The sequence below is a fragment of the Pseudomonas sp. A-B-19 genome (assembly GCF_019947515.1).
In the GTDB taxonomy this organism is placed as follows: Bacteria; Pseudomonadota; Gammaproteobacteria; order Pseudomonadales; family Pseudomonadaceae; genus Aquipseudomonas.
In genome coordinates this window covers 17,617-43,397 of the sequence record NZ_JAGYGN010000006.1, presented here as the reverse complement: position 1 = coordinate 43,397, position 25,781 = coordinate 17,617, and the positions used below count along the sequence as shown (strand labels likewise).

24 protein-coding genes are annotated in these 25,781 nt (G+C 60.2%); 8 read left to right on the top strand and 16 right to left on the bottom strand.

The window, feature by feature from the left end:
• Positions 1-80: 80 nt before the first annotated feature.
• Both KGA81_RS08585 and KGA81_RS08580 read right to left on the bottom strand, forming a co-directional pair.
• The gene (locus tag KGA81_RS08585) at positions 81-1,256 is read right to left on the bottom strand and encodes a CaiB/BaiF CoA transferase family protein (RefSeq protein WP_223545460.1); all 1,176 of its coding nucleotides are present in this window, start codon (positions 1,254-1,256) and stop codon (positions 81-83) included.
• Between the two features lie 144 nt (positions 1,257-1,400).
• Positions 1,401-2,735 (bottom strand): dicarboxylate/amino acid:cation symporter, encoded by a 1,335-nt coding sequence (locus KGA81_RS08580; RefSeq protein ID WP_223545459.1) that lies wholly within the window; start codon positions 2,733-2,735, stop codon positions 1,401-1,403.
• Between the two features lie 338 nt (positions 2,736-3,073).
• Between KGA81_RS08580 and KGA81_RS08575 the strand changes: the two genes are divergently transcribed.
• Entirely contained in the window at positions 3,074-4,072 is a 999-nt protein-coding gene (locus tag KGA81_RS08575; RefSeq protein ID WP_223545458.1) for an AraC family transcriptional regulator, read from the top strand.
• 2 nt (positions 4,073-4,074) lie between these two features.
• On the opposite strand, the gene KGA81_RS08570 is transcribed toward KGA81_RS08575, so the two are convergent.
• The 3 genes from KGA81_RS08570 to KGA81_RS08560 all read right to left on the bottom strand — a co-directional run bounded on the left by KGA81_RS08570 (position 4,075) and on the right by KGA81_RS08560 (position 6,887).
• Positions 4,075-5,421 carry an ATP-binding protein gene (locus tag KGA81_RS08570; protein WP_223545457.1) on the bottom strand — a complete coding sequence of 449 codons (1,347 nt, stop codon included), beginning with the start codon at positions 5,419-5,421 and terminating at the stop codon, positions 4,075-4,077.
• Positions 5,418-6,095 carry a response regulator transcription factor gene (locus KGA81_RS08565; RefSeq protein ID WP_223545456.1) on the bottom strand — a complete coding sequence of 226 codons (678 nt, stop codon included), beginning with the start codon at positions 6,093-6,095 and terminating at the stop codon, positions 5,418-5,420. Before KGA81_RS08565 ends, KGA81_RS08570 begins: the two co-directional genes overlap by 4 nt.
• Before the next feature lie 189 nt (positions 6,096-6,284).
• The gene (locus KGA81_RS08560) at positions 6,285-6,887 is read right to left on the bottom strand and encodes a porin family protein (RefSeq protein ID WP_223545455.1); all 603 of its coding nucleotides are present in this window, start codon (positions 6,885-6,887) and stop codon (positions 6,285-6,287) included.
• Between the two features lie 145 nt (positions 6,888-7,032).
• On the opposite strand from KGA81_RS08560, the gene KGA81_RS08555 reads away from it, so the two are divergent.
• Complete coding sequence (locus KGA81_RS08555) at positions 7,033-7,824, top strand: dienelactone hydrolase family protein (RefSeq protein WP_223545454.1); 792 nt, start codon at positions 7,033-7,035, stop codon at positions 7,822-7,824.
• 215 nt (positions 7,825-8,039) lie between these two features.
• Positions 8,040-8,765, top strand: a complete 726-nt coding sequence (locus KGA81_RS08550; RefSeq protein ID WP_223545453.1) for a 4'-phosphopantetheinyl transferase — start codon at positions 8,040-8,042, stop codon at positions 8,763-8,765.
• Positions 8,766-8,880: 115 nt separating this feature from the next.
• Here the strand turns inward: KGA81_RS08550 and KGA81_RS08545 are convergent, their stop codons facing one another.
• Entirely contained in the window at positions 8,881-10,491 is a 1,611-nt protein-coding gene (locus KGA81_RS08545) for an ATP-binding protein (RefSeq protein WP_223545452.1), read from the bottom strand.
• The gene (locus KGA81_RS08540; protein ID WP_223545451.1) at positions 10,488-11,210 is read right to left on the bottom strand and encodes a response regulator; all 723 of its coding nucleotides are present in this window, start codon (positions 11,208-11,210) and stop codon (positions 10,488-10,490) included. Before KGA81_RS08540 ends, KGA81_RS08545 begins: the two co-directional genes overlap by 4 nt.
• A gap of 734 nt (positions 11,211-11,944) precedes the next feature.
• Between KGA81_RS08540 and KGA81_RS08535 the strand changes: the two genes are divergently transcribed.
• Entirely contained in the window at positions 11,945-14,839 is a 2,895-nt protein-coding gene (locus tag KGA81_RS08535) for a ribonucleoside-diphosphate reductase subunit alpha (protein ID WP_223545450.1), read from the top strand.
• Positions 14,840-15,129: 290 nt separating this feature from the next.
• Here the strand turns inward: KGA81_RS08535 and flgE are convergent, their stop codons facing one another.
• From flgE to KGA81_RS08500, 7 genes are all read right to left on the bottom strand, one after another.
• Positions 15,130-16,461 carry a flagellar hook protein FlgE gene (gene flgE, locus KGA81_RS08530; RefSeq protein ID WP_317850780.1) on the bottom strand — a complete coding sequence of 444 codons (1,332 nt, stop codon included), beginning with the start codon at positions 16,459-16,461 and terminating at the stop codon, positions 15,130-15,132.
• A 31-nt stretch (positions 16,462-16,492) separates the two neighbouring features.
• Positions 16,493-17,215, bottom strand: a complete 723-nt coding sequence (gene flgD / locus KGA81_RS08525) for a flagellar hook assembly protein FlgD (protein WP_150757846.1) — start codon at positions 17,213-17,215, stop codon at positions 16,493-16,495.
• A 15-nt stretch (positions 17,216-17,230) separates the two neighbouring features.
• Positions 17,231-17,674 carry a flagellar basal body rod protein FlgC gene (gene flgC / locus KGA81_RS08520; RefSeq protein WP_007980123.1) on the bottom strand — a complete coding sequence of 148 codons (444 nt, stop codon included), beginning with the start codon at positions 17,672-17,674 and terminating at the stop codon, positions 17,231-17,233.
• Between the two features lie 3 nt (positions 17,675-17,677).
• The gene (gene flgB / locus KGA81_RS08515) at positions 17,678-18,085 is read right to left on the bottom strand and encodes a flagellar basal body rod protein FlgB (RefSeq protein ID WP_103397733.1); all 408 of its coding nucleotides are present in this window, start codon (positions 18,083-18,085) and stop codon (positions 17,678-17,680) included.
• Entirely contained in the window at positions 18,082-18,336 is a 255-nt protein-coding gene (locus KGA81_RS08510; protein WP_223545448.1) for a hypothetical protein, read from the bottom strand. Before KGA81_RS08510 ends, flgB begins: the two co-directional genes overlap by 4 nt.
• Positions 18,337-18,452: 116 nt before the next feature.
• Positions 18,453-19,280 carry a protein-glutamate O-methyltransferase CheR gene (gene cheR, locus KGA81_RS08505; RefSeq protein WP_223545447.1) on the bottom strand — a complete coding sequence of 276 codons (828 nt, stop codon included), beginning with the start codon at positions 19,278-19,280 and terminating at the stop codon, positions 18,453-18,455.
• 12 nt (positions 19,281-19,292) lie between these two features.
• Positions 19,293-20,258, bottom strand: a complete 966-nt coding sequence (locus tag KGA81_RS08500; protein ID WP_223545446.1) for a chemotaxis protein CheV — start codon at positions 20,256-20,258, stop codon at positions 19,293-19,295.
• A gap of 80 nt (positions 20,259-20,338) precedes the next feature.
• Here KGA81_RS08500 and flgA point away from each other — a divergent pair, with 80 nt between their 5' ends.
• The 4 genes from flgA (at position 20,339) to KGA81_RS08480 (ending at position 22,954) form a co-directional block, all read left to right on the top strand.
• Entirely contained in the window at positions 20,339-21,097 is a 759-nt protein-coding gene (gene flgA / locus KGA81_RS08495) for a flagellar basal body P-ring formation chaperone FlgA (RefSeq protein WP_223545445.1), read from the top strand.
• Positions 21,098-21,264: 167 nt separating this feature from the next.
• Positions 21,265-21,591 carry a flagellar biosynthesis anti-sigma factor FlgM gene (flgM, locus tag KGA81_RS08490; protein WP_223545444.1) on the top strand — a complete coding sequence of 109 codons (327 nt, stop codon included), beginning with the start codon at positions 21,265-21,267 and terminating at the stop codon, positions 21,589-21,591.
• Between the two features lie 48 nt (positions 21,592-21,639).
• Positions 21,640-22,107: a flagella synthesis protein FlgN gene (locus KGA81_RS08485; RefSeq protein ID WP_223545443.1), complete on the top strand. Its 468-nt coding sequence runs from the start codon at positions 21,640-21,642 to the stop codon at positions 22,105-22,107.
• 100 nt (positions 22,108-22,207) lie between these two features.
• The gene (locus tag KGA81_RS08480; protein ID WP_223545442.1) at positions 22,208-22,954 is read left to right on the top strand and encodes a flagellar brake protein; all 747 of its coding nucleotides are present in this window, start codon (positions 22,208-22,210) and stop codon (positions 22,952-22,954) included.
• A 146-nt stretch (positions 22,955-23,100) separates the two neighbouring features.
• On the opposite strand, the gene KGA81_RS08475 is transcribed toward KGA81_RS08480, so the two are convergent.
• Entirely contained in the window at positions 23,101-24,459 is a 1,359-nt protein-coding gene (locus KGA81_RS08475; protein ID WP_223545441.1) for an MFS transporter, read from the bottom strand.
• Positions 24,460-24,529: 70 nt separating this feature from the next.
• Positions 24,530-25,774: a glutamine synthetase family protein gene (locus KGA81_RS08470; RefSeq protein ID WP_223545641.1), complete on the bottom strand. Its 1,245-nt coding sequence runs from the start codon at positions 25,772-25,774 to the stop codon at positions 24,530-24,532.
• Positions 25,775-25,781: the final 7 nt, after the last annotated feature.

Below are 25,781 nucleotides of genomic sequence, written 5' to 3'. Positions count from 1 at the left end.
GGGCTTGCGTCACGCCACAGATCCCCTGTGGGGGCGAGCTTGCTCCAGGCGGCGCTCCGACGATGGCGGCCTCTGAGGCACTAGAGAATCACCTTGGCAAACCGCAATTCTGCAATCCGCTCAGCACTAAACCCCAACTCCCCCAACACCTGATCCGTATGCTGCCCCAGCGCCGCACCGATATGCTTCGGCTCTGGCAAACCATCGGAAAACTTCAATGGACACGTCATCTGCGCCTGGGTCGAGCCATCGCCACGGGGCACGTCGGTCACCAATTGCCGCGCCTGCAACTGCGGATGACGCAGCGCTTCTTCCAGGCTCAACACTGGCTCGACACAAGCATCCAGCTCCGCGAAAAGCGCGCACAACTCGGCAAAATCATACTTTTCGAACTCGGCCTTCAGCGTGGCTTTAAGCTGTTGCTGATGCGCCGCAGACAGGCCCAGGCCGGCCAACTCCTCAAGCCCCAGTGCCGCGCACAACTGTTTCATGAATGCCGGTTCCAGGCTGCCCACCGACAGCCAGCGCCCATCCCGGGATCGGTAGTAATCGTAGAAGCTGCCGCCATTGAGCACCTGGTCTTCCGGCCCCGGCTCGACACCACAGGCCAGATACCCGGCACCTGCCAGCGCATTCAGGCTGAACGAGCAGTCGGTCATGCTGACATCCAGGTGCTGACCCTGACCGGTTTGCTGCCGGGCAATGACCGCCGCCAGCAAGCCAATCACCCCGTGCAGCGAACCGCCGGCAACATCCGCCACCTGCATGCCCAACGGCAGCGGCCCACTGTCGGCACGGCCGGTGTAACTCGCCAGCCCGGACAGGGCCAGATAGTTGATGTCATGGCCGGCGCGGTCCTTGTAGGGGCCAGTCTGGCCGTAGCCGGTGATCGACACATAAATCAATTTCGGATTGATCGCCTTCAGGGCTTCGTAGCCCAGGCCCAGACGCTCCATGACACCCGGGCGAAACTGCTCGAGCACGATGTCGTAGTCCTGTAGCAACGACCTGATCACCTCAAGGGCCTCAGGCTGTTTGAGGTCCAGGGCGAGGCTGCGTTTATTGCGGTTGAGGTAGGCATGGCTGGCTGACACGCCTTGATCATGGGGTGGCAACACCCGCAGCAGATCCATGCGAGTCGGTGATTCGATGCGCAGCACCTCGGCGCCCATGTCCGCCAGCAGCAACGAGGCGAACGGCCCCGGCAGCAGTGTCGAGAAATCCAGAACCTTGAGTGATGCCAGTGGACCGAGCATGAGCATTCTCCCTTGACGATGCCCACAGACTAGGCAGCCGATCGCTTTGCAGCAATCACCTGATGCGCCACGCGCAGTGACCGTTACGCTCAATCGCCGGGCATGAAAAAACCCGCCGAAGCGGGTTTTTCATTACAACAAGGCTTACTTGGCGTTAGCCGGAGCTACCTCTTCGACGTGGCCCAGAACATCGTCTTTCGGCTCGTCGGCAATGCCACGACCACCTGACTCCAACTCGGCTTGCAGTACGTCGGTGTCCAATTCCTTGACCCACTTGGCCACAACGACAGTGGCAACGGCGTTGCCGACCAGGTTGGTCAGGGCCCGGGCTTCGGACATGAAGCGGTCGATGCCGAGAATCAGCGCCAGGCCGGCAACCGGCAGGTGGCCCACGGCGGACAGGGTCGCAGCCAGTACGATGAAACCGCTACCGGTCACACCCGCAGCGCCTTTGGAGGACAGCAGCAACACCACCAGCAGGGTGATCTGGTGCGTGATGTCCATGTGGGTGTCGGTTGCCTGGGCAATGAACACCGCGGCCATGGTCAGGTAGATGGCGGTACCGTCAAGGTTGAACGAGTAGCCGGTCGGGATCACCAGGCCTACCACGGATTTCTTCGCACCCAGACGCTCCATCTTGATCAGCATACGTGGCAGCACCGATTCCGAAGAAGAAGTACCGAGCACGATCAGCAGCTCTTCACGGATGTAGCGGATCATCTTCAGCACGCTGAAGCCATGCACGCGAGCGATGGAGCCCAACACGACCAGGATGAACAGCAGGCAAGTGATGTAGAAGCAGGCCATCAGTTGACCCAGTTGCACCAGCGAGCCGACACCGTAGGCACCGATGGTGAAGGACATGGCACCGAAGGCACCGAGCGGCGCGAGCTTCATGATCATGTTGATGATGTTGAACATCACATGGGCGAAGCGATCGATGAAGTCCAGCAGCGGCTTGCCGTAGGCACCCAGGCGATGCAGGGCGAAACCGAAGATCACCGAGAACATCAGCACTTGCAGGATGTCGCCCGTGGCGAATGCGCCAACGATGGTGGCCGGGATCACGTTGAGGAGGAAGCCGACGACACTTTGATCAGCACCAGCGGCTACGTAGGTAGCGACCTTGGAGGCATCCAGGGTGCTTACGTCGATGTGCATGCCAGCGCCTGGCTGCACGACGTTGACCACGACCAGACCTACCAGCAAAGCGATGGTCGAAACGATTTCAAAGTAAAGGAGCGCGTAACCACCCGTCTTGCCGACCGCTTTCATGTCCTGCATGCCGGCGATTCCGCTGACGACGGTGCAGAAGATGATAGGAGCGATGATCATTTTGATCAGTTTGATGAACCCGTCACCCAGCGGTTTTACCGCCACACCGAGCTGCGGATAGAAGTGACCGAGCAAAATACCGATGACAATTGCAACGATCACCTGGAAATACAGGGATTTGTACAGTGGCTGACGAGTCGTCATTGCAAAGTTCCTCAAGGGTGCCCGGTGACAACATCCATCTGTTGCCCGCAACACCGCAATTGCGAACCCTCCTGCACTGGAGGGATTTGTTTTTTCGAGCTGCGCAACGGCAGGCATCTGCACGTTGTATCGCAAGGCCCGTGCCACCTTCCGTAAAATCCCTGCAAGCCTGTTGATATCCGGGGTTGCAGCGAATCCCCCGTCACCGAACGGTTACAAGCATGTGGCGGATTTCCGCCCTTCCATTAAAAGTCGTCGTACTATTTGGCGGATATCCGCCTTGTTCATGCCCACGGTGCGCAGCTAACATCCGTCGATCAACGGTCAGATCTGCTGCCATGCGCGAACGCACCATCGCCAGTCATTTCGCCCGCGCCGCCCTTGGTGGTGCGCGCCGGCACGGCTACGACTATTGCGCCGTGCTACAAAAACTGGGGATCAGCCCCGAGTTGCTGGACGAGCCCCGGGCACGCATCGCGCCTGAGCAATTCACCCAACTGATCCAGGCGTTATGGCTGGCGCTGGACGACGAGTACCTGGGGTTCGGGCAAGCCCCAAGCAGGCCGGGCAGTTTCGCGATGATGTGCCATGCCGTGATTCACTGTCGCAATCTGGATAAGGCACTCAATCGCGGCTTATTGTTTTATAGCCTATTCCCCGGGGCTCCGCGCTTGACCCTGAGCCGAGAGGATGAATGGGTGCGCCTGAGCCTGGACGATTCGCAACTCTGGGACCCGGATCATTTCCTCAGCGAAAGCCTGCTGGTGATCTGGCACCGTTTCGGCAGCTGGCTGATCGGCCAGCGCATTCGTCTGGAACAGGCCTCGTTCAGCTACCCCCGGCCCGAACACGGCGCCGAGTACGACCTGTTGTTTTCCTGTCCGCTTGAATTTTCAAGGCCCCAGAGCAGCCTGTTGTTTCACAGCCGCTACCTGGCCATGCCGCTGTTGCAGGACGAACGCACCCTCAAGCATTTCCTCCAGCGCTCCCCCGCCGACCTGCTCTCGCGCCCGGATGACGGCGACAGTTTGAGCAGCCGCCTGCGGCGCTTGCTCAGTCGCGACAGTTCACACTGGCCCGACCTGGAAGACGTGGCCGCCCACCTGCACATCAGCCCGCAGACCTTGCGCCGGCATTTGCGGGAAGAGGGTTCGAGCTTTCAGGAATTGAAGGACCAGTTGCGCCGGGACATCGCGATTTATCACCTGGGCCGCGCGGACCTGTCGTTGCAACAGATCACCGAGCAGTTGGGGTTTTCCGAACCCTCGGCATTTCACCGGGCGTTCAAGAAGTGGACGGGGCTGACACCGGGGGCTTATCGGGCGCAGGAAAACTGAGGTCAAACCACCGGAAAAAGAATCCGGAACGCCGCACCACCCAGCGTTGAATCGCCCAAGGTCAACTTGGCGCTGTAGCTCTCGATGATGTCCTTGACCACCGCCAGGCCGATACCCTGCCCCGGGTGCTGGCGATCCAGGCGCTCTCCGCGTTCGAGAATCCGTGTGCGCTGATTTTGTGGTACGCCGGGGCCGTCGTCCTCGACACACAACTCGGTGCCGCAGAGGGTTTCGCGCACGCTGATGCGTATTTCGCCGAGGCACAGGCGATAGGCGTTTTCCAGCAGATTGCCCATCATCTCCAATAGAGCGCCCTGCTCGATCGGTACATAACACGGGTCAGGCAAATCGAACGCGACGTGTACGCACTTGTCGCGATAGACCTTGTCGAGTGTGTCGCACAGGCTTTTCAGCACCGGGTGCAGGCGCACCTGATGACGTACCAGACCGCTTTTGCGCAGGCTGGCGCGCTGCAGCTGGTAGCTGATCTGCTGGCTCATGCGTTCGATCTGGGTTTGCAGCACCCAGGCCTGATCGCGATCCTCAGGACGCAGGGCCATGTCTTCACTGACGCCTTGCAACACAGCCAGCGGCGTTTTCAGGCTATGTGCCAGGTCATCGAGGGAATCACGGTAGCGACTGCGCTGCTCACGCTCACTGTGCAGCAACCGATTGAGAGAACCGGTCAGGCGCAGTAATTCCCGGGGATGCTCCTCACTGAGGCTTTCGCGGGTGCCACCTTCGATCTGGTCCAGCTCCTGGCTCAAGCGCCGCAATGCCTGCAAGCCCCAGGTCAGACCGATCCACAGCAACGCCAGCAGCACCAGCAGTGCCGCGCCAAAACCCAGGTAAAGATTTTCCCGCAGGCCTTCGAGGGTCAGTTCGTACTCGCGAACCGGCTGCAGCGCCACGATGCTGAAGGCTGCACTTTTGCCGCCGAGCAACTTGACCTCGACGTCGTAGACAAAGAACTCCTGCCCATTGGCTTCGCGAATCCGCGCAAACTCGTTGCCACGCCCGTCGTAGCGCGGCTTGTAATTGATGCGTTCTTCCCGGGTCGCCTTCGAACGCCAGACCAGATGCCCTTCCCGGTCATAGATGTAGCCGAGCAATCGGCTGTCGGCGAGGTTGAAGCGTTCGTCAGGCAATTGCGCCGGCATCTGCAGGCTGTTGTTCTCCACCCGGGCGGCGGAGATCAACGTGGTCACATCCGATGCCAGTCGCTGCTCGATAGAGTCCTGCAACGCCAGGCTGAAGGCACCCTGCATTGCCGGCAGCAGTGCCAGCATGAACAACACCGCCAACAGCGTGGCGGCGAGCATCAAGCGAATGCGCAGCGAGCGGATCAAGTGCAACGCTCATTGAACAGGTAGCCCAGGCCGCGCACGGTGTCGATCGGTTTGAACCCGCCCGGCCCCTCCAGTTTGCGGCGCAAACGGCCGACCAGCACCTCGATCACATTCGGATCGCGCTCATCGTCATCCGGGTAGAGCTGTTCCATCAAGCGGTCCTTGGGCACCACTTGCTGGTGATGGCGCATCAGGTATTCGAGGATGCGGTACTCGTACGCGGTCAGTGCCAGCGGCTGTTCATCGAGGGACGCCTGCTTGCGGTTCAGATCCAGCAGCAACGGGCCGGCGACGATGGTTGACTGGGTGAAACCGCTGGAGCGGCGCAGCAAGGCATTCAGGCGAGCGTCCAGCTCCTCGAACTGAAACGGCTTGACCACGTAATCGTCGGCGCCGGCGGCCAGGCCTTCGACCTTGTCCTGCCAGTTGCCGCGCGCGGTGAGGATCAGGATCGGGAAGGTCTTGCCACATGAGCGCAACTGGCGGATCAGGTCGAGACCACTCATGCCCGGCAGTCCGAGGTCGATTACCGCCAGGTCAAAGTTGAACTGCGCGGTCTGGTACAGCGCCTCCTCGGCGTTGGCCACGGACTCGACCACGTGGCCGCTCTCCGTCAGGCGGGTTTTCAGGTGATGACGCAGCAGCGCTTCATCTTCGACGACCAGCAGTTTCATAACGCTCTCCCGGGCAAATCAATATCTCCAGAGGCGCAACGTCGCACCTCGATAGCTAACATGGCAACGGTCACTGCAGGAGCGAGCTTGCTCGCGAAGACGGCGGCACAGTCAACATTGATGTTGTCTGACACATCGCTTTCGCGAGCGAGCTCGCTCCTACAGGTTTCGCGTTGGCGCAGCCCCTTGTCAGAACGCGTAGTTGGCGGACAGGTAAGTCTGGGCGCTGCTGGTCAGGTCCAGCGAACCCTGCTTGCTGCCACCGCGCTCACTCATCTCGGTACTGGCGTTAGTACGCAGGTAACGGTAACCCAGTTCCACCGAGGTGTTCTGCGAAACCTGTTGCAGCACACCCACCTGCCCGCCGATGGCGAAGCCGATATCGCTGTCGCGGCTGAAGCCTGGCGACTCCTGAGTCATTTTGGTCAGGCCGGCCGTGGCACCACCGAACAATTTGGTGCCGCTGCCTACCGGGTAGAACAGATCGTAGCTGCCCAGGAGGTTTTCCTGACGCAGTTTAATGCCATTGTGTGAGCCCGACACGTTGTCGTAGGTGGCGTAGTACCGGCCCTTGGTGTTTTGCTGGCCCAGACGAACACCCCAGGTAGTGTCCTTGCCAATCACGCCATCGGCGTTCGGGTGACCAAGGTTATCGTTCAGGGCGTGGGACTTTTTGACCTTGTCGCTGGTCTGTCCAAGAGTAAGGCTGGCGAAGTTGTCGTCGGACGCGAAGGCTGCAGTGCTTGCGCCCAGAACCGTGATTGCCAGAAGCAGTTTTTTGAATCCAGTCATTGGGGAGTTTCCTCATGTGCCGTTTGTTTTTTGGGTACGGGGCAAGGTTACGCACCCCGCCCTGAACTCCCCCTGAACGCACTCTGAACCTGAGCTGAACCGCCCTTTCCCGATATTTCGACATGTTTCAACAGGAGATCCGACCATGCGCATGTTCTTCGCCGTCCTCCTACTGGCCTTGAGCGGGCTCAGCCAGGCCGCCATCCAGACCCGGGAAATCCCCTACCAAAGTGCCGATGGCACGAAAATGATCGGCTATTACGCTTATGACGATGCCATCAAAGGCTCGCGCCCCGGGGTGGTGGTAGTGCATGAGTTCTGGGGCCTGAACGACTACGCCAAGCGTCGCGCCCGGGATCTCGCCGGCCTGGGCTACAGCGCCCTGGCCATTGACATGTACGGCGACGGCAAAAATACCGAGCACCCCAAAGACGCCATGGCGTTCATGCAAGCCGTGGCAAAAGACAGTGCCGTGTCGAGCGCGAGGTTTCAGGCCGGGCTCGACCTGCTGAAAAAACAACCGCAAACCGATCCGCATAAAATCGCCGCCATCGGCTACTGCTTCGGTGGTGGCGTGGTGCTCAATGCCGCAAGACAGGGCGTGCCATTGGCAGGCGTGGTGAGTTTCCATGGCGCGCTGGCGACCAATACACCGGCAACGCCAGGCAGCGTCAAGGCGAAGATCCTTGTGGAGCACGGGGCGCTGGACAGCATCGTCACCCCGGAAAACATCACGGCTTTCAAGAGCGAGATGGACAAGGCCGGCGCCGACTACCAATTCGTCAGCCTCGACGGCGCCAGGCACGGTTTCACCAATCCGGATGCCGACCGGCTAAGCCATGGCGATCATGGCGGGCCGGACATCGGCTACAACAAGGCCGCAGATGAAAAGTCGTGGGCGGACATGCAGGCTTTCTTTAAGAAGATCTTCAGCTGAAACTCAACTATTGAGGAAGAGCACAGCTCCCTGTGGCGAGGGAGCTTGCTCCCGTCCGACTGCGCAGCAGTCGCAAAAAACGGCAAACACGTCATGTCAGATGAAATTCTTTTTCAGGCTTTGGGGCCGCTTCGCAGCCCAGCGGGAGCAAGCTCCCTCGCCACAATGTCACCCGCCACTACCCAGTCCCAAGGCAACCCGGCAAAATGCCCGACATGAATTCAGCTCCCGCCCTGCCCGTTTGCTGCACGCCCCTCGATGACCATTGGCCGCTGCCGTTTGTGCTGCCCGATACGGTCCTGCTGAGTACTCACTTCGATAGCGCCCGACTGACCAGCGATGATTTTCAGCGCAGCGCTGTGGAAGCGCCGGCGAGCATCCAGCGCTCGGTCGCCAAACGGCAGGCGGAGTTTCTCGCCGGGCGGGTGTGTGCCCGGGCCGCGTTACAACAGCTTGAAGGTTTGAGCTTCATTCCGGCCATCGGTGAAGACCGCGCACCGGTCTGGCCTGCTCATATCACTGGCTCGATCACCCACAGCACTGGCCGGGCCGCGGCGATCGTGGCGAACAAAAGCCATTGGCGCGGCCTGGGCATGGATCTGGAAAACCTGCTCAATGCCGAACGGGCCGAACGTCTGGCCGGGGAAATCCTCAATCCGCCGGAGCTACAGCGCATGGCGGCAGGTGGTCACGATCACCGGGCATTGCTGGTCACCCTGACCTTCTCGGTCAAGGAAAGCCTGTTCAAGGCACTCTATCCGATCGTGCAGCAGCGTTTTTATTTCGAACACGCCGAAGTGCTGGAGTGGCGTGAGTCGGGTGAGGTGCGGTTGCGACTGCTCAGTGACTTGTCCAGCGAATGGCGCAACGGCACCGAGCTGGATGCGCAGTTCGGGGTCAAGGATGGGCAGTTGTTGAGCCTGGTCAGCATCAGGGCCTGAGGATTTGCGGTGGCTGGCAGGGCCTCTTCGCGAGCAAGCTCGCTCCTACACTGGATCTACGCAACCTGTAGGAGCGGGCTTGCCCGCGAAAAGGCCATATCAGACAACACAAGGCTCAACGCTTCTCCTGATTGCGCGGCCAGCTCAGACTGAAACACGCCCCGCCAAGGCTCTTGCTCTTGCCGATCAACGCCCGCCCGTCATGCCAATGGATGATTCGCCGCACGATCGACAACCCCAATCCATGCCCACCTGACGCCCGGGTGCGGCTGTCGTCGAGTCGCAGGAACGGTGTGAAGATCTTCTCCCACGCCGACTCCGGCACGCCCGGCCCGTCATCCTCGATATCCACCCGGCATCGCTGCTGCCCCACCTGATAGCTGATGGTCACCCGTGATTGCGCATGGCGCATGGCGTTGCTCACCAGGTTCTGGATCGCCCGGTGCAGGTAACGCGGCTCGGCCTCGACCCAGGCATCGTCGTTATCGGCGGCCGACAGGCACAACCCGCGTTGCACCGTAACGTCGGCACGCAACGGCGCCAGTTCTTCGATCACCTGATTGACCAAGGCATCCAGATCGATCCGCTGAAAGTTCAGCGCCGGCGAACCCTGTTCAAGCCGCGCGTAGGTCAGCATCTCGTCCACCAACCGGTCGAGGTCCTCGATGTCGTGGTCCATGCCCTGGCAGTATTTTTCCAGGGCTTGCGGCGTGGTGGCCGAACCGACCATCTCCAGGCCAAAGCGCAGGCGCGCTACCGGCGTGCGCAACTCGTGGGACACCGCGCGCACCAGTTCGCGCTGGATCGCCAGCAGCTGCTGCAAGTGCTCGGCCATGCCGTTGAACGCCGACGCCAACCGCCCCACAGAGTCCGCGCCGCGCGCCGGCACGCGGGTTTCCAGACTGCCCTTGGCGATGCGCGTGGCGGCGGCCTCCAGGCCACGCAAGCGTCGCTCGAGCTGACGCACCAGCAGATAAACGATCAAGCCGATCAGCGTCAGGCCCAGCGCGGCGATCAGCACCAGCCACTCCGGGGGATAAGGATTCATCTGATACAACGGACCGATTTCCAGGACCCACGGCGTGCCGACCATGCCGGCGAACACCCGGATCGAATCACCGCCCTTGCCCAGCGCCATCACAGTGTCGCCCTCGGACACCCGGCGACGCTGGTCTTCGTCCATGTCTGCCTCGTCAACCGTGACCAGACGCAGGTCGAAACCGAAGCCCTTGTCTTGCTTCAATTGCGCCAGGCGCATGGGCTGATCGGCGACCGGCGTGCGCACCAGTTCATCGGTCAACAGGTAGATGGTCGCCCGGGCCAGTTGCTCGCTGATCTGCTGCACTTCCCCGGTGAGCATCAACTGTTCCTTGTCGCTGACCAGCTTGAATACCTTCGCCGCATGCGGGCCGGTCTGTTCCACCAATGCCTGGCCGCGCAACACACGAGTGCGCTGGGTCAGGTCGAGGTCAGTCTCGGCAAAGGTTTTCAGCGCCAGCGGAATGCCGAGCAGCCGCTCCCAGACCAGCAAGGCCCGGTGGCGCTCGGTCTGGTTCATCGGTTGCAGGTTGTCGGCCATCAGCGAGAACGTGCCGTGGGCCAGGCGTTCGCGGTATTGCTCGCTGCGCACCTCATTGAGCAGGTGCAACGCCAGCACACCGAGCACCGCCACCAGAATCAGCGCAGCACACATGCCGCCATAGATACGCAGGAAGATCGAGTTCACAGGGTCTGGTCTACGCAAGCCTCGGGAACGAACAGATAGCCTTTGCTGCGCACAGTCTTGATCAGACGTGGATGCTCCGGGTCATCGCCGATCTTCGGGCGGATGCGCGAGATGCGCACATCGATGGAGCGGTCCTGACCGTCATAGCCGATGCCCCGCAGTGCGGTGAAAATCTCTTCCCGGGACAGAATGCGCCCGGCATTGGCCACCAACAGCCAGAGCAAATCGAATTCGGCACTCGTCAACTCGATGCCGTTGCCCTGCAACCAGGCTTCGCGCAAGGCGTTGTCGACGATCAGCGGGCCGAACTGGAGTCGCCGCTGTTTTTCCGGGGCGACTTCCGGTGCTTCACTGCGACGCAGCAGGGCCTGGATGCGCGCCAGCAACAGACGCGGGCGTACCGGCTTGCAGACGTAGTCGTCAGCGCCCAGGTCCAGGCCAAGAATCTGGTCAGTGTCATCGGTGCGGGCGGTGAGCATCAGGATCGGGCCGTCATAGCGGGCGCGGACCTTGCGGCAAATGCTCAGGCCATCTTCGCCGGGGAGCATCAGGTCGAGGATCACCAGGTCCGGTTGTTCCTCGATGATGCGGTTCGCAGCGAGCGCACCATCGCCTTCGATCGAAACACGCAGGCCATTGGCTTCCAGGTAATCGCGGGTCAGTTCAGCCAGTCGCTGGTCGTCCTCCACAATCAATACCTGCCAGGCTTCTTGCTCCACGGGTGACCTCTGCTTGCCAAAAACACTAATAAGGAAGGATCCACCCGTTTTTTTGTAATGATTCGGGGGGACAAATATGTATACACGCAGGGCCGATTGTATAAACGCCGCCCGTCGAGAACACAAGCGGGTAAATGCGTTCGGACGACGCGGTTTTTTGTGATAGGGTTCGCGCCCTTAAAAATCCGCCGAAGCATTTTCGAACATTGAAAAATGCTGAAAAAAGGTCCGGTCCAGCAAGGTCGCGGCCTACACGCCGATTCGCTCTTTCACACACAATTTACGCACAGGTTTATCCACAGGCAGTACGTTGCAATCGCCCCCCAAAACGCATTATCTTGTAGCCCGCGCATTGGAAAATCCCTACATGTAGGGTTTTACGCTGAAAACCAAACACAAACCGGACAGCAGTTTCAAGTGCTTTTCATGCGTCTTTCCGGTTGAACCAAACGTATTTTTCGAAGACCAAACCGCGCGTGCGGATGGCTACTGTATTTCGACCAAAAAGTGGAGAAAACGGTACGGGTGTTGCAGTCATTACTGACACCTGGAAAGGAATGCGGTATCGAGCACAGGCTCGCACCAAAACTTCGGCACGGACGGCCTCATTAGCCTTTTTCCTACTGTCCCGAAGTCGTTATGCCCGGCGCTCGCCGGTTGTAGTGCTTCAGGACGGAACGGTGGGCACCGTGATGGTGCCCAAACAAAACTAGAGAATGTGGAGACACTCCCCCATGCAAACCGACACAACTCGCGAGAACCCGCAGGGCACCTTGCCGCAGGCCGCTGATTCGAATTCGGATCTGTCCGCCACCGCGCCTGGCCAACTGCGCGTGATCAAGCGTAACGGCACTGTCGTTCCCTACACCGATGACAAAATCACCGTCGCCATCACCAAAGCGTTCCTCGCAGTTGAAGGCGGCACCGCTGCTGCCTCGTCGCGAATCCACGACACCGTTGCCCGCCTGACCGAACAGGTCACCGCAACCTTCAAGCGTCGTATGCCATCGGGCGGCACCATCCACATCGAAGAAATCCAGGACCAGGTCGAACTGGCCCTGATGCGTGCCGGCGAGCAGAAAGTCGCTCGCGACTACGTGATCTACCGTGACGGTCGTTCGAAAGAACGCGCTGCGCACAAACCGGCCGAAGAAGCGGTCAACGCTCACCCGTCGATTCGCATCACCCGTGCCGATGGCAGCCTGGCGCCGCTGGACATGGGCCGCCTGAACACCATCGTCACCGAAGCGTGCGAAGGCCTGGAAGAAGTCGACGGCGACCTGATCCAGCGCGAAACCCTCAAGAACCTGTACGACGGCGTGGCCCTGAACGACGTCAACACCGCCCTGGTGATGACTGCCCGTACCCTGGTTGAACGCGAGCCGAACTACTCGTTCGTGACCGCGCGCCTGCTGATGGATACCCTGCGCGGCGAAGGCCTGGGCTTCCTCGGCGTCGCCGAAAGCGCCACCCACCACGAAATGGCCGACCTGTATGCCAAGGCGCTGCCGGCCTACATCGCCAAAGGTATCGAGTACGAACTGCTGAACCCTGTGCTGGCTTCCTTCGACCTGGAAAAACTGGGCAAGGCGATCAACCACGAGCGCGACCAGCAATTCACCTACCTGGGCCTGCAGACCCTGTACGACCGTTACTTCATCCACAAGGATGGCGTGCGTTTCGAACTGCCGCAGATCTTCTTCATGCGTGTGGCCATGGGCCTGGCGATCGAAGAGAAGCACAAAGAAGACCGCGCGATCGAGTTCTACAACCTGCTGTCGTCCTTCGACTACATGGCTTCGACCCCGACCCTGTTCAACGCCGGCACCCTGCGTCCACAGCTGTCGAGCTGCTACCTGACCACCGTGCCGGATGACCTGTCGGGCATCTACCACGCGATCCACGACAACGCCATGCTGTCGAAATTCGCTGGCGGCCTGGGCAACGACTGGACGCCGGTGCGTGCACTGGGTTCGTACATCAAGGGCACCAACGGCAAATCCCAGGGCGTCGTGCCATTCCTGAAAGTCGTGAACGACACCGCCGTTGCGGTTAACCAGGGCGGCAAGCGCAAAGGCGCTGTGTGTGCCTACCTGGAAACCTGGCACATGGACATCGAAGAGTTCATCGAGCTGCGCAAGAACACCGGTGATGACCGTCGTCGTACCCACGACATGAACACCGCCAACTGGATCCCTGACCTGTTCATGAAGCGCGTCTTCGATGACGGCAAGTGGACCCTGTTCTCGCCGTCCGAAGTGCCGGACCTGCACGACCTGACCGGCAAGGCCTTCGAAGAGCGCTACGAGTACTACGAAGCCCTGACCGAGTACCCGGGCAAGGTCAAGTTGTTCAAGACCATCCAGGCCAAAGACCTGTGGCGCAAGATGCTGTCCATGCTGTTCGAAACCGGCCACCCATGGCTGACCTTCAAGGACCCGTGCAACCTGCGCAGCCCGCAGCAGCACGTCGGCGTGGTCCACAGCTCGAACCTGTGCACCGAGATCACCTTGAACACCAACAAGGACGAGATCGCCGTTTGCAACCTGGGCTCGATCAACCTGCCGAACCACATCGTGGGCGGCAAGCTGGACACCACCAAGCTGCAACGCACCGTGAACACCGCCGTGCGCATGCTCGATAACGTGATCGACATCAACTACTACTCGGTGCCGCAAGCGAAGAACTCCAACTTCAAGCACCGTCCGGTCGGTTTGGGCATCATGGGCTTCCAGGACGCTTTGTACCTGCAGCACATCCCTTACGGTTCCGACGCTGCCGTCGAGTTCGCCGACAAGTCGATGGAAGCGGTCAGCTACTATGCGATCCAGGCGTCCTGCGACCTGGCCGACGAGCGCGGTTCGTACGAGACGTTCAACGGCTCGCTGTGGTCCAAAGGCATCCTGCCGCTGGATTCGCAACAGATCCTGATCGAGGCCCGCGGCCAGAAGTACATCGATGTCGACCTGAACGAATCCCTGGACTGGGCACCGGTTCGCGCCCGTGTACAGAAAGGCATTCGTAACTCCAACATCATGGCCATCGCACCGACCGCGACCATCGCCAACATCACCGGCGTTTCGCAGTCGATCGAACCGACCTACCAGAACCTCTATGTGAAATCGAACCTGTCGGGCGAATTCACCGTGATCAACCCGTACCTGGTTCGCGACCTGAAGGCTCGCGGCCTGTGGGATTCGGTCATGATCAACGACCTGAAGTACTACGACGGTTCGGTGCAGCAGATCGAGCGCATCCCGCAAGAACTCAAAGAGCTCTATGCGACCGCGTTCGAAGTGGACACCAAGTGGATCGTCGACGCGGCCAGCCGTCGTCAGAAGTGGATAGACCAGGCTCAGTCGCTGAACCTGTACATCGCCGGCGCTTCGGGCAAGAAGCTGGACGTGACCTACCGCATGGCCTGGTACCGTGGCCTGAAAACCACTTACTACCTCCGTGCCCTGGCCGCGACCAGCACCGAGAAGTCGACCATCAACACCGGCAAGCTGAACGCTGTTTCCAGCGGCGGCAACCACGGTGACGACTCGGTCCTGGCAGCGCCTGCCGGCCCTGCTCCGGTACCGAAGGCTTGCGCCATCGACGAGCCGGATTGCGAAGCTTGCCAATAAGCTGAGCCGGTAAGCGTCGCAAGGCGCTTACCCGAAACCCCCGATCAGCCTCTGGCGGGTCGGGGGTTTTCTTTTGCCTTGCGGAAAATGGTGCCCGGTCTGACGCTTTCTCTGTAGGAGCGAGCTTGCTCGCGATGGGCGTTAACGATAACGCGGGCACATTGGATAAACACGGTGCCCTTGCGTTTTTCGCGAGCAAGCTCGCTCCTACAGTCCGGGCATCCGAGACAATCCAGCACCCACAAAAAAGCCCCTCTAATGAGGGGCTCTTTATGCAGCACAACCCAGTATCAAGCCATCTGAATGATGGTCTGCATGATGGTGCTCTGGGTGGAGATGGTCTTGGCGTTCGCCTGGTAGTTGCTCTGCGCCTTGATCAGGTCGACCAGCTCGTTGGTCAGGTTGACGTTGGACTCTTCCAGGGAGTTGGAAACGATCGAACCCAGGGTGCCGGTCTCCGGCGCATCGTAGCCCGGGATGCCCGACGCGTAGGTCTCTTTCCAGCTGGTGCCGCCTACCGGCTGCAGGCCTTGTTCGTTGGTGAAGCTGGCCAGGGAGATCTGGCCGATCGGCTTGGTCTGGTTGTTGCTGAAGTTGGCCAGCAACACACCGCTGCCGTCGATGGTCAGGTTGGTGATCTGGCCAGTGGCGTAACCGTTCTGTGCCGGAATCGAACGCGCGGTGTCGGCGTTGAACTGGGTGGTGCTGGCCATGGCGATGGTCAACCCAGCCGGATCGGCTGCGGCGCCGTTGGCGGTCCAGACGCCATTGGTCACGGAGCCCGGAGTCCAGTTGGTGATTTTCAGGTCACTGCTGATCACCGAAGTCGGTGGCGTGGTGGGCGGCGTCACCGGCGTGCTGACCGAAGTCAGTTTGCCGGTGGCATCGAACGACATGGTCGAAGCAACCGGAGCGGTAACGGTAGGATCACTGCCATCGGGGTTGCGACCATCGATCAGCGTGTAGGTGTCCCACGTGTTCGCCCCAGTCTTGACCATGTATTGATCCATGGTGTGCTGGTTACCCTGGGTATCGAAGATCGGAGTACTGAACGACTTGGTAAAGGTCTCGGTCTTGGACGGATCGAACTTGTTGGCCGCCACCGTCTGGTCGATCACCGCCGAGGTGGAGTTCAGGTTGATCGTCGACGACACGGTGCTGGTGGACTTCGGTGCCAGGTTGGAGGTGTCGATCCGCAGGTCGGTCAGCACGCCGTTGACGATCTTGCCGTTGGAGTCCACACCGTAACCTTGCAGGCGGGCAGTGCCGTCGCTGTTGGTGACGTAGCCTTCCTTGTCGGTCTTGAATGTACCGGCACGGCTGTAGGTCAGCGAACCGTTGTTGCTCAGGACGAAGAAACCGTTGCCCTGGATACCCATGTCGAGCACGTTGCCGGTGTTGCTCACGTCCCCCTGGCCGAACTGCTGGGAAACGTTGGCCAGGCGCACGCCGTTGCCGATGGTCTTGCTGCCGGTGCCCAGGCGGGTCGCCGAGTACACGTCTTCGAATTCTGCGCGGGACGACTTGAAACCGGTGGTCGCGACGTTGGCGATGTTGTTGCCGGTCACGTCCAGTTGTTTATTGGCTGCATAGAGACCGCTAAGGCCGATATTGAAAGACATCATCCACTCCTTTGTGCCGTGTTAGTCGGCTCTACATACCAATGGTTTGTACTTTGGACAGGGCAACGCTGCCCAGCCCGGCCAGGTTGAGCATCAACTCACCGCCGGTCTGGCTGATGGTCACGCTGTTGACGGTCGCGGGCAGGTTGGTGATCAACGCGACGGACTGGCCATCGATCGTGCTCGTGGCGCCGAAGGTGTAGGTGCCCGCAGGTACCGTCTCACCCGCATCGTTCTTGCCGTCCCAGATGAAGCTGGCGTTGCCGGCCTTCTGCGAACCGAGGTCGATGGTGCGCACGGTCTTGCCGTCGGCGTCGGTGATCTTCAGGGTGGCGGACGCCACCGAAGACGGAACCACCACCGTGCCACTGAGGCTCTTGGTGGTATCGACCACCGCCTTGTCGCCCGGCGCGATGACCGAACGGCCCACCAGCGACGATGCCTGCAAGGCCTGGGACGAGTTGTAGTTGCTGGCCAGGCCGCTCACGGTGCTGTTGAGCGTGGTGATGCCTTCCAGGCTGCTGAACTGCGCCAACTGGGCCACGAACGCGCCGTTGTCCTGAGGCTCCAGCGGGTTCTGGTTTTTCAGCTGGGTCACCAGCAACTGCAGGAACGCATCCTTGCCCAGGGCCTGGTTGCCCGTGGCGCTGCCGGTTGCCGACGCGAGGCCGTCAGTCGTGGTGTTGGTCTTGATCGAGGAATTGGCCAGGATGTCGTTGAGGCTCAAACCGCTGGTGGAATCGGTAACACTCATCTGAGTCGTCCCTTATCACTGACCGAGGGTCAGGACCTTCTGCATCATGGTTTTGGCGGTGTTCATCATTTCGGCGTTGGTCTGGAACGAACGGCTCGCGGAAATCATGTCGGCCATTTCTTCCACCACATTGACGTTCGGGTAGTAGACGTAGCCCTTGGCATCGGCCGCCGGATGGTTCGGCTCGTAGCGCGCCTCGAGGTTGCTCTGGTCTTCGACCACACCCAGCACCTGCACGCCTTGTCCGGCGGCATCCTGGCTCTGGAACAGCGAGTCGCTGCCGCCGCTCTGCCCGCCCTGGAACATGGTGGCGAATACCGGGTGACGCGCGCGGTAGGTCTGGTCGATGCTCGACGAAACCGTCTCGGCGTTGGCGATGTTCGAAGCGACAGTGTTCAAACGCGTGGTCTGGGCACTCATGCCGCTACCGGCAATGTTGAAAACACTGGATAGAGACATGGCTTACTCTCCGCGCAGGGCTGAGACCAGCCCTTTGAATTTGCTGTTGAGCAGGGTGAAGCTGGCCTGGAAGCCGATCGCGTTTTGCGCGTAGTTCGACTGTTCCAGCTGAGCGTCCACAGTGTTCTGGTCGATCGACGGTTGCATCGGCGTGCGATACAGCAACGACTCGTCGCCATTGCCCAGGCCTTCAGCTTCGATGTGACGGCTGTTGGTCATGTTCAAGGCGAAGGTGCCGCTTTTGGTTTTCTCGTTCTGCTCGGCGAGCACTTTCGAGAAGTCCAGGTCCCGAGCCTTGTAGTTCGGGGTATCGGCGTTGGCGATGTTGTTGGCCAGGACTTCGGCACGCTGGGCGCGAAAGCCCAGGGCTTGTTCGTGGATACCGAGCGCTTTATCGAAGCTGATGCTCATGTCGGGAAACCTTCGGGTGACCTGATTTTTCGTAGGATCGACTTAGCAAGCCCCATGCCAATTAAAAAAAGCCCGAAAACCGGGGCTTTGCCGGCCATGGCAACGCGGCAATGCCAGAAAAGCGGCAACGGTTTTCCGCCGCATGCCGCTTTTCTGCCGTTTGGCACCGCGCTTGAGAGCATCACCTCACCCTGTAGGAGCTGGCTTGCCAGCGAAAGCGGTATGTCAGCGACGTTGAAGGCGAATGACACTACGTCTTCGCTGGCAAGCCAGCTCCTACAGGGGATTGAGAAAACCGTGAGAAATCACCAGACATAAAAAAACGGGAGCCCCTGAGGACTCCCGTTTTCGATGACACCAGCAAAAATCACTTCGCCTGGTAAATGATCCCCGGGCTGCACTGGACCATCTGGTAATGATCCGGCAAGCCGTTCAGCGCTTCGGAAGCACCGAGGAACAGGTAACCGCCCCGCTTCAAACTGCTGTGGATGCGCAACAGGATGTCCTTCTTCACCTCGGCGGAGAAGTAGATCAACACGTTGCGGCAGAACACGATGTCGAACTTGCCCAGGCTCGCGTAGCTGTCGAGCAGGTTGAAGGAACGGAATTCCACGCGGTTCTTGATCGGCGCCTTGATCGCCCAGCGTCCCGGCCCTTTCGGGTCGAAATAACGCTGCAGACGCTCAGGCGACAGACCGCGGCCGATGGCCAGGCTGTCGTACTCGCCGGTCTTGCAGTTGTTCAGCATGGTGCCGGACAGGTCGGTGGCAACGATCTGCACGCCCATCCTCAACTGGCCCATGTTGACCCGCTCGAACTCGTCGATGGACATCGACAGCGAATAGGGTTCCTGGCCCGACGAACACGCCGCCGACCAGATGCGCAGGCGCTGGCCGGGACTGGCCTTGATCGCTTCGGGCAGTACCTTGTTCTTCAAGACTTCAAACGGGTAGGTGTCACGAAACCACAGGGTTTCGTTGGTGGTCATGGCATCCACCACCTGCTCGCGCAAACCGCTGCGCGGCTGGGTCTGCATGCGCTGAACCAACTCGCCCAAAGACTTGATGCCTTGCTGTTCCATCAGTTTGTTGAGACGGCTGGAGACCAGGTACTGCTTGTTTTCACCGAGCAAAATGCCACAGGCTTTTTCCAGGAATACCCGGAACTGTTCGAAATCCAAATTACCCGTAGACAATGATGCTGCCTCTTAAATCGTGTTGACTGCCAGGGGCGCGGGCCCCTGGCTGATATCTGCAGCCTTGATCCGGTCGACTACCCGGGATGCCAGGTCATCGGGACGGAATTTGGCCAGGAAGTCATCGGCACCGACCTTCTTGACCATCGCCTGATTGAATACCCCTGACAACGAAGTATGCAGGATGATATGAAGCTTTTGCATGCGCGGGTCGTTGCGGATTTCCGCCGTCAGGGTGTACCCGTCCATCTCCGGCATCTCGATGTCGGAGATCATCATCAGGAACTCTTCTTCCGGCTTCTTGCCCTCGTCGACCAGTTTGCGCAGGTAGTCCAGCGCTTGCCGACCGTCGTTCAACGCCACCACTTCGACGCCGACCGTTTGCAGGCAACGCGTGACCTGCTTGCGCGCCACCGACGAGTCATCGACCGTCAGCACACGCAACGAAAGCGCCTTGTGCCGGGTTTCGACATCCACCACACCCACGGAAATCGCTTCCGGCGTCGGTGCCACTTCCGCCAGCACCTTCTCGACATCGATGATTTCGACCAACTGATTGTCGACCCGCGTCACCGCCGTCAGGTAGTGATCGCGCCCGGTGCCCTTGGGCGGCGGATGGATCTCCTCCCAGTTCATGTTGACGATGCGTTCCACCGAGCGAACCAGGAAACCCTGAGTCTTGGTGTTGTACTCCGTGATGATCACGAAGGGATTGTTCTTGTCCTTCAACGCACCGGAGCCGGTCGCCATCGCCAGATCAAGGATCGGAATGGTCGCCCCCCGGATGTTCGCCACACCGCACACGACAGGACTGGACTTGGGCATCAGCGTCAGTTTGGGGCATTGCAGCACCTCCCGAACCTTGAACACGTTGATCCCATACAGCTGCTGGCCGTCGAGACGGAACAACAACAGCTCAAGGCGATTCTGCCCCACCAGTTGCGTGCGCTGGTTCACCGAATCCATTACACCAGCCATGCCCAGACTCCTACACCAACGCCAAGTGTTGTTGCGACGCGCCTTCACTAAACGGCACGGCGCTTGCTTTTTTAATCGTTATGAACACAGAACCGACATTTTTCCGACGCCTGACCACACCCTGCCGCAAATTGTCTGGCGTGCTGGCGGCCGTTTGCCTGTTCAACGCTGGCGGCCCAGCCCTTGCCGACGCGATTACCTTGCCTGATATGCTTATCGGCGTCACTCAGGGCTTTCTTGAATTCACCGTAGAAGACTATCTGGCGACCAGCCAAACGGAAGGTCGCTACGAGATCCAGGTCAACCCGCTCGATCCGCGCATGCACATGCCCATGTGCGACAAGGAATTGACAGCAACCCTTGAGAGTCCCAAGCCGCTGGGGCGGGTCACGGTCAAGGTCCGCTGCGAGGGCGCCTCCCCCTGGATGGTGTTCGTACCCGCTCAAGTCCGCCTGTTTCGCGATGTCGTGACCAGCGCCCGGCCACTGCGCCGCGCCAACATTGTCGAGCCTTTGGATGTGGTCCTGCGCGAACGCGATATCAGCCTGATCAGCCAGGGCTACCTGACCTCCCTGGACCAGGCGATCGGGCAGCGACTGACCCGACCAATGGTCGCCGACCAGGTGATGACCCAGGTGCATATCGAACAGGCCGAGGTCATCCGCAAGGGTGATCAGGTGGTGATTACCGCCCGCAGCGGTACGCTCAGCGTGCGCATGCCGGGCGAAGCCCTGTCAAACGGCAGCCTGAGCGAACAGATCCGGGTGAAGAACCTCAATTCCCAGCGAGTCATCAAGGCGCAGGTCATGGCGCCGGGGCAGGTGGAAGTGTCCATGTAAAGCTCCCTGCTCATCGGAATGTGGCGCTAGCCCCGGCTGTTCCCTAGACTGTGCTCCATGCAGGGCAAGCGTTGGCGCGCGCGAGGTTCATTGATAAATGGGCCTAAAGTTTTCCAGGGAATGGCCGAAACCATGGCAAGCGTCCAAATTCCCAGAGGTTTTTTATCATGGTCATCGATTTCAGCCGTTTGAACAGCTCCTCGTCCCTGACGGGCAGTACACGTACCAGCGCCAGCAAGGAAACCGCCGAAACCGGCAAATCCGCGCCGCTGGAGTCCGCGGCCGAACAGGCCGGCACCGTCAAAAGCGGGGAATCGGTACATCTCAGCGAAGAGGCTCAACAGTTGCAGAAGGTCACTGACAAGCTGCGCGATCAGCCCGCCGTCGACAACGCCCGCGTGGCCGAGTTGAAAGCAGCGATTGCCGATGGCAGCTATAAAGTCGACAGCAACCGTGTAGCCAGCAAACTGCTCAACTTCGAAGCCCAGCGCTAGGCCACCGCCGGCGCCAGGCTTTTGGACGCTTAAAACCCAAGGCCAGCCATGCACGACACTCATTTACTGCAACTGATCACCGATGACTTTGCTCCAGCGCAACACCTGCTGGAATTACTGCAGACCGAATCCCTCGCATTGCATGGCCGCAACATGCCATTGCTCGAGGACATCCTGGCGCAGAAACAGGCATTGGTCGTGTTGCTCGAACAGCATGGCCGCAAGCGCAGTGAAATTCTCGCCAGCCTCAACCTGCCGACCAACCGTGGCGGTCTTGAGCAACTGGCCAGCCAGTCGAGCATTGGCGAGCAGTTGCTGGCGCAAAGTGACGTGCTGACCGATCTCCTGGCCCGGTGCCAGGCCATCAACGCCAACAACGGCCAGTCGATCCTCACCCAGCAGGCCGCTACAGCCACCCAGCTGAAAATCCTCAACGGCGGTGAAACCCCGGCGCTTTACGATGCCAGCGGAACATTCTCCAGGCGTGCCAAGCCGCGCCCGCTCAGTCAGGCGTGAGCCGGTCAATGCCCCCGCTCTATCGCTCTATCAAGACGCGCAACATACTGGCAAACTGCTACCCTGCCGTCGTCAAATTTTGTCTGGAGATTGATTAACCGTGTCCAATGCCTTATCCGTGGATGATGCTCCGCAGCCACCCAAGGTGCTCTCCACGCCCTTGGAAATCTCCAGCAACCTGCGCCAGCTGCTCGAAAGCCATGACCCGCTGATCATCACGTTCCACGAGCGCAGCCAGCGCTTCCAGAGCTACCTGGTGGACCTGGACCGTGACAGCAACATGATTGCCCTGGACGAAATGATTCCCCGTGATGGCGAGCGCTACCTGCTGGCGGGTGAGCCGTTCAGGGTCGAAGGCTTCCACGAAGGCGTACGCATTGCCTGGGAAAGCAACGGCCGATTGAACATCGACGAATCCGCTGGCAGCCGCTGCTATCGCGGCGCCCTGCCCGATGAAGTGGTGTACCACCAGCGCCGTAATGCGTTCCGCGCGGCACTGAAGCTGGCACAACTGGTCAACGTCAACCTCGACGGCGAAAAGCTCAAGGCCTCCATCAGCGGCAAGCTGCTGGATATTTCCGCTACCGGCTGCAAACTGCGTTTCGACGGTGACATCACTGGCAGCCTGCAACTGGGTCAGGTTTACGACCGTTTCAGCGCCGAACTGCCCTTTGGCAAGATGACCGCACCGGTCGAGTTGCGTTATCTGCATTTCGAAGAAAAGATCTCCACCACCTTCGCTGGCGTTCGCTTCCATAACATGAGCGGGCTGGTGCAGCGTCAGGTCGAACGTTTCGTCTACCAGTTGCAACGCGAAGCACGTCGCTTCGACAAAGACGATCTCTGATGTAGTCCGATCCCTGTAGGAGCCGGCTTGCCGGCGAAGGCGTCCTTTAACCTTGCATCGACACAACGGACGCCTTCGCTGGCAAGCCAGCGCCTACAAAAACGGGCAGTCCCTTGCGGTGACTGCCCGTTTTTTGTGCCCTGGATTTAAGGCCTGACCTCGGTAAGGCTTTGCTCGCGCCCCGGGTCAGGGTCTTCTGGCGGTTGATCGGTTTCAGGTTCATCTGGCGACTCCGGATTCACCGGGTTACACATCTGCTCCTGCACCACCTGCTCATCGACCCGCGGGTCGAGGCAGGCCACCAGTGGCGAACTCGTCATATTGTCCGGCATGGCCACGTGATGCAGCGGTGCGTCGTCGACCTGATGCAGGTTGGTCACCGCTTTCGGGCGAATCCGCCATACCAGCACCAACGCAAAGAAACTGAAGAAGGCATAGAGCATCTGGCTGCCGAACAGCTTCATCAGCACGCCTGCCACCAGCGGCCCGATACTCGCGCCAACGCCATAGGTCACCAGCAACATTGCCGTCAGGGACACCCGGCGATCGCCTTCGACGTGGTCATTGGAGAACGCCACCGCCAACGGATACAGGCAGAACTGCACCAGCGAACAGACGAAACCGGCGATGAACAGAACCTCCAACGGCACCTGCGGCATGATCGCCAGCGGCAGTGCAGCCAGGGCCAGGCTGAAGGCGAAACTGCGGATCAGCACGGCCCGATCGTAGCGGTCGGACAACCAGCCCAACGGCCACTGCACCAGCAGCCCGGCAAAAATACAGCTACCCATGAACAGACCGACCAGCTCCGTGGACAAACCTTGCTGCGAGGCATACAGCGGCGCCAGACCATAGAACGAACCGACGATCAGCCCTGCCCCCAGCACCGTACTCAATGACTGCGGCACACGCTTGATAAAGAACCGTGGTTCCATCGGTGCCGGATGCAGCGGTGCCGGGTGAATCCGCCGGGTCAGGGCCACAGGCACCAGACACAGGGCAAAACACAGGGCAACCAGCATCAGCAACTCCAGCCCCAGCGCCGGGTGCATGACCAGAATCAGTTGCCCCATCACCAGGCCCAGGTAGGAGGCGATCATGTAACCGCTGAACACCAACCCGCGTTGCTTGGCTTCGGCCTGCTCGTTCAGCCAACTCTCGATCACCATGTACTGGCACATCATGCCGAGGCCGACGATCACCCGCAGGAACAGCCAGGCCGGCAGCCAGTCGATCAGGCCATGGCCCAACACCGCCGCGCCGACGATTCCGGCACAGGCCGAGTAGGCCCGGATATGCCCGACCCGGGCAATCAACCGGTGACCGATCTTGCCCCCCAGCACCAGGCCGAAGTAGTTGGCGGCCATCAACGCACCGACCCACAGGCTGTCGACATGGTCGGCCGCCAGGCGCAGGCCCAGGTAAGTACTCAACAGGCCCGAGCCGATCAACATCATCAGCGAGGCGAAATACAGTGCTCGAAAGGATTTCCAGATTTGGCGCATCGGCGTTCCGAGCGGCTCCTTGCAGTGAGAATCGGCTATCGCTAAACGATAGCCGGATGTCGACGGATCGTCAGGCCTGGGCTGCTAAAACACGCCGTTCCCAGGGAGTAATTTCATTATGAAAACTGCTCAGTTCCAGGGTCTTCGAAGCGATGTAGCCTTCGATGAATTCCGCGCCAAACAGTTCCTTGGCCAACTGGCTACGTTTCAGACGCTCCAGTGCCGCATGCAAGGTACAGGGCAATGAAAGATTGTCCGGCACTTCGAACTCACCCTGGATCGGCGCACTCGGCTCCAAGGCGTTCTCGATACCGTGCAACCCCGCCGCCAGGCTTGCGGCAATCGCCAGATACGGATTGGCATCGGCCCCCGGCAAACGGTTCTCGACCCGACGGGCCACCGGCAAACTGGCCGGTATGCGCAAGCCGGCTGCCCGGTTGTCATAGGACCAGCAGGCATTATTCGGTGAGGCGTAAGGGTGGCACAAGCGCTGATAGGAGTTCACGTTCGGCGCAAACAACGCAGTGAAGTCGGCCATGCACACTTGCTGGCCGGCAATGAAGTGACGGAAGGTAGCCGTCTCCTGCCCCGTCTTGTCACTGAACGCGTTTTGCCCCGAATCGATCTCGACGACACTCTGGTGAATATGCATCGAACTGCCCGGCGTATGCGGCAACGGCTTGGCCATGCACACCACGCTCAGGCCGTGCTTGAGGGCAACTTCCTTGAGCAAGTGCTTGAACAGCAACGTCTGGTCGGCCAGCAGCAATGGATCGCCATGCAGCAAATTGATCTCGAACTGGCTGACGCCCATTTCGTGCATGAACGTATCGCGGGGCAGCCCCAACGCCGCCATACATTCGTAGACTTCATTGAAGAAGGGGCGCAGCCCATTGTTGGAGCTGACGCTGAACGCCGACTGACCATCCTCGCGACGACCATCCAGCCCCAGCGGTGGCTGGAACGACTGAGTCGGGTCGGTGTTGGGCGCAAAAACGAAGAACTCAAGCTCGGTCGCCACCACGGGCGCCAGGCCGCGGGCTGCGTAACGGGCAATCACGGCCTTGAGCTGGCCACGGGTCGACAGGCTGGAGCTGGTGGTGGTGCCCAGTTCATTCGCGTCGCAAATGGCGAAGCCCCGCGGTGGATGGCTCCAGGGCAAGCGGTGGATTTGTGCCGGGTCCGGGATCAGCGCCAGGTCGCCATCATCGCTGCCGTAAAAGCGTGCCGGCGGGTATCCGCCCATGATGCATTGCAACAGTACGCCCCGCGCCATCTGCAAACGTCGACCGTCGAGAAACCCCTCGCGGGTCATCACTTTG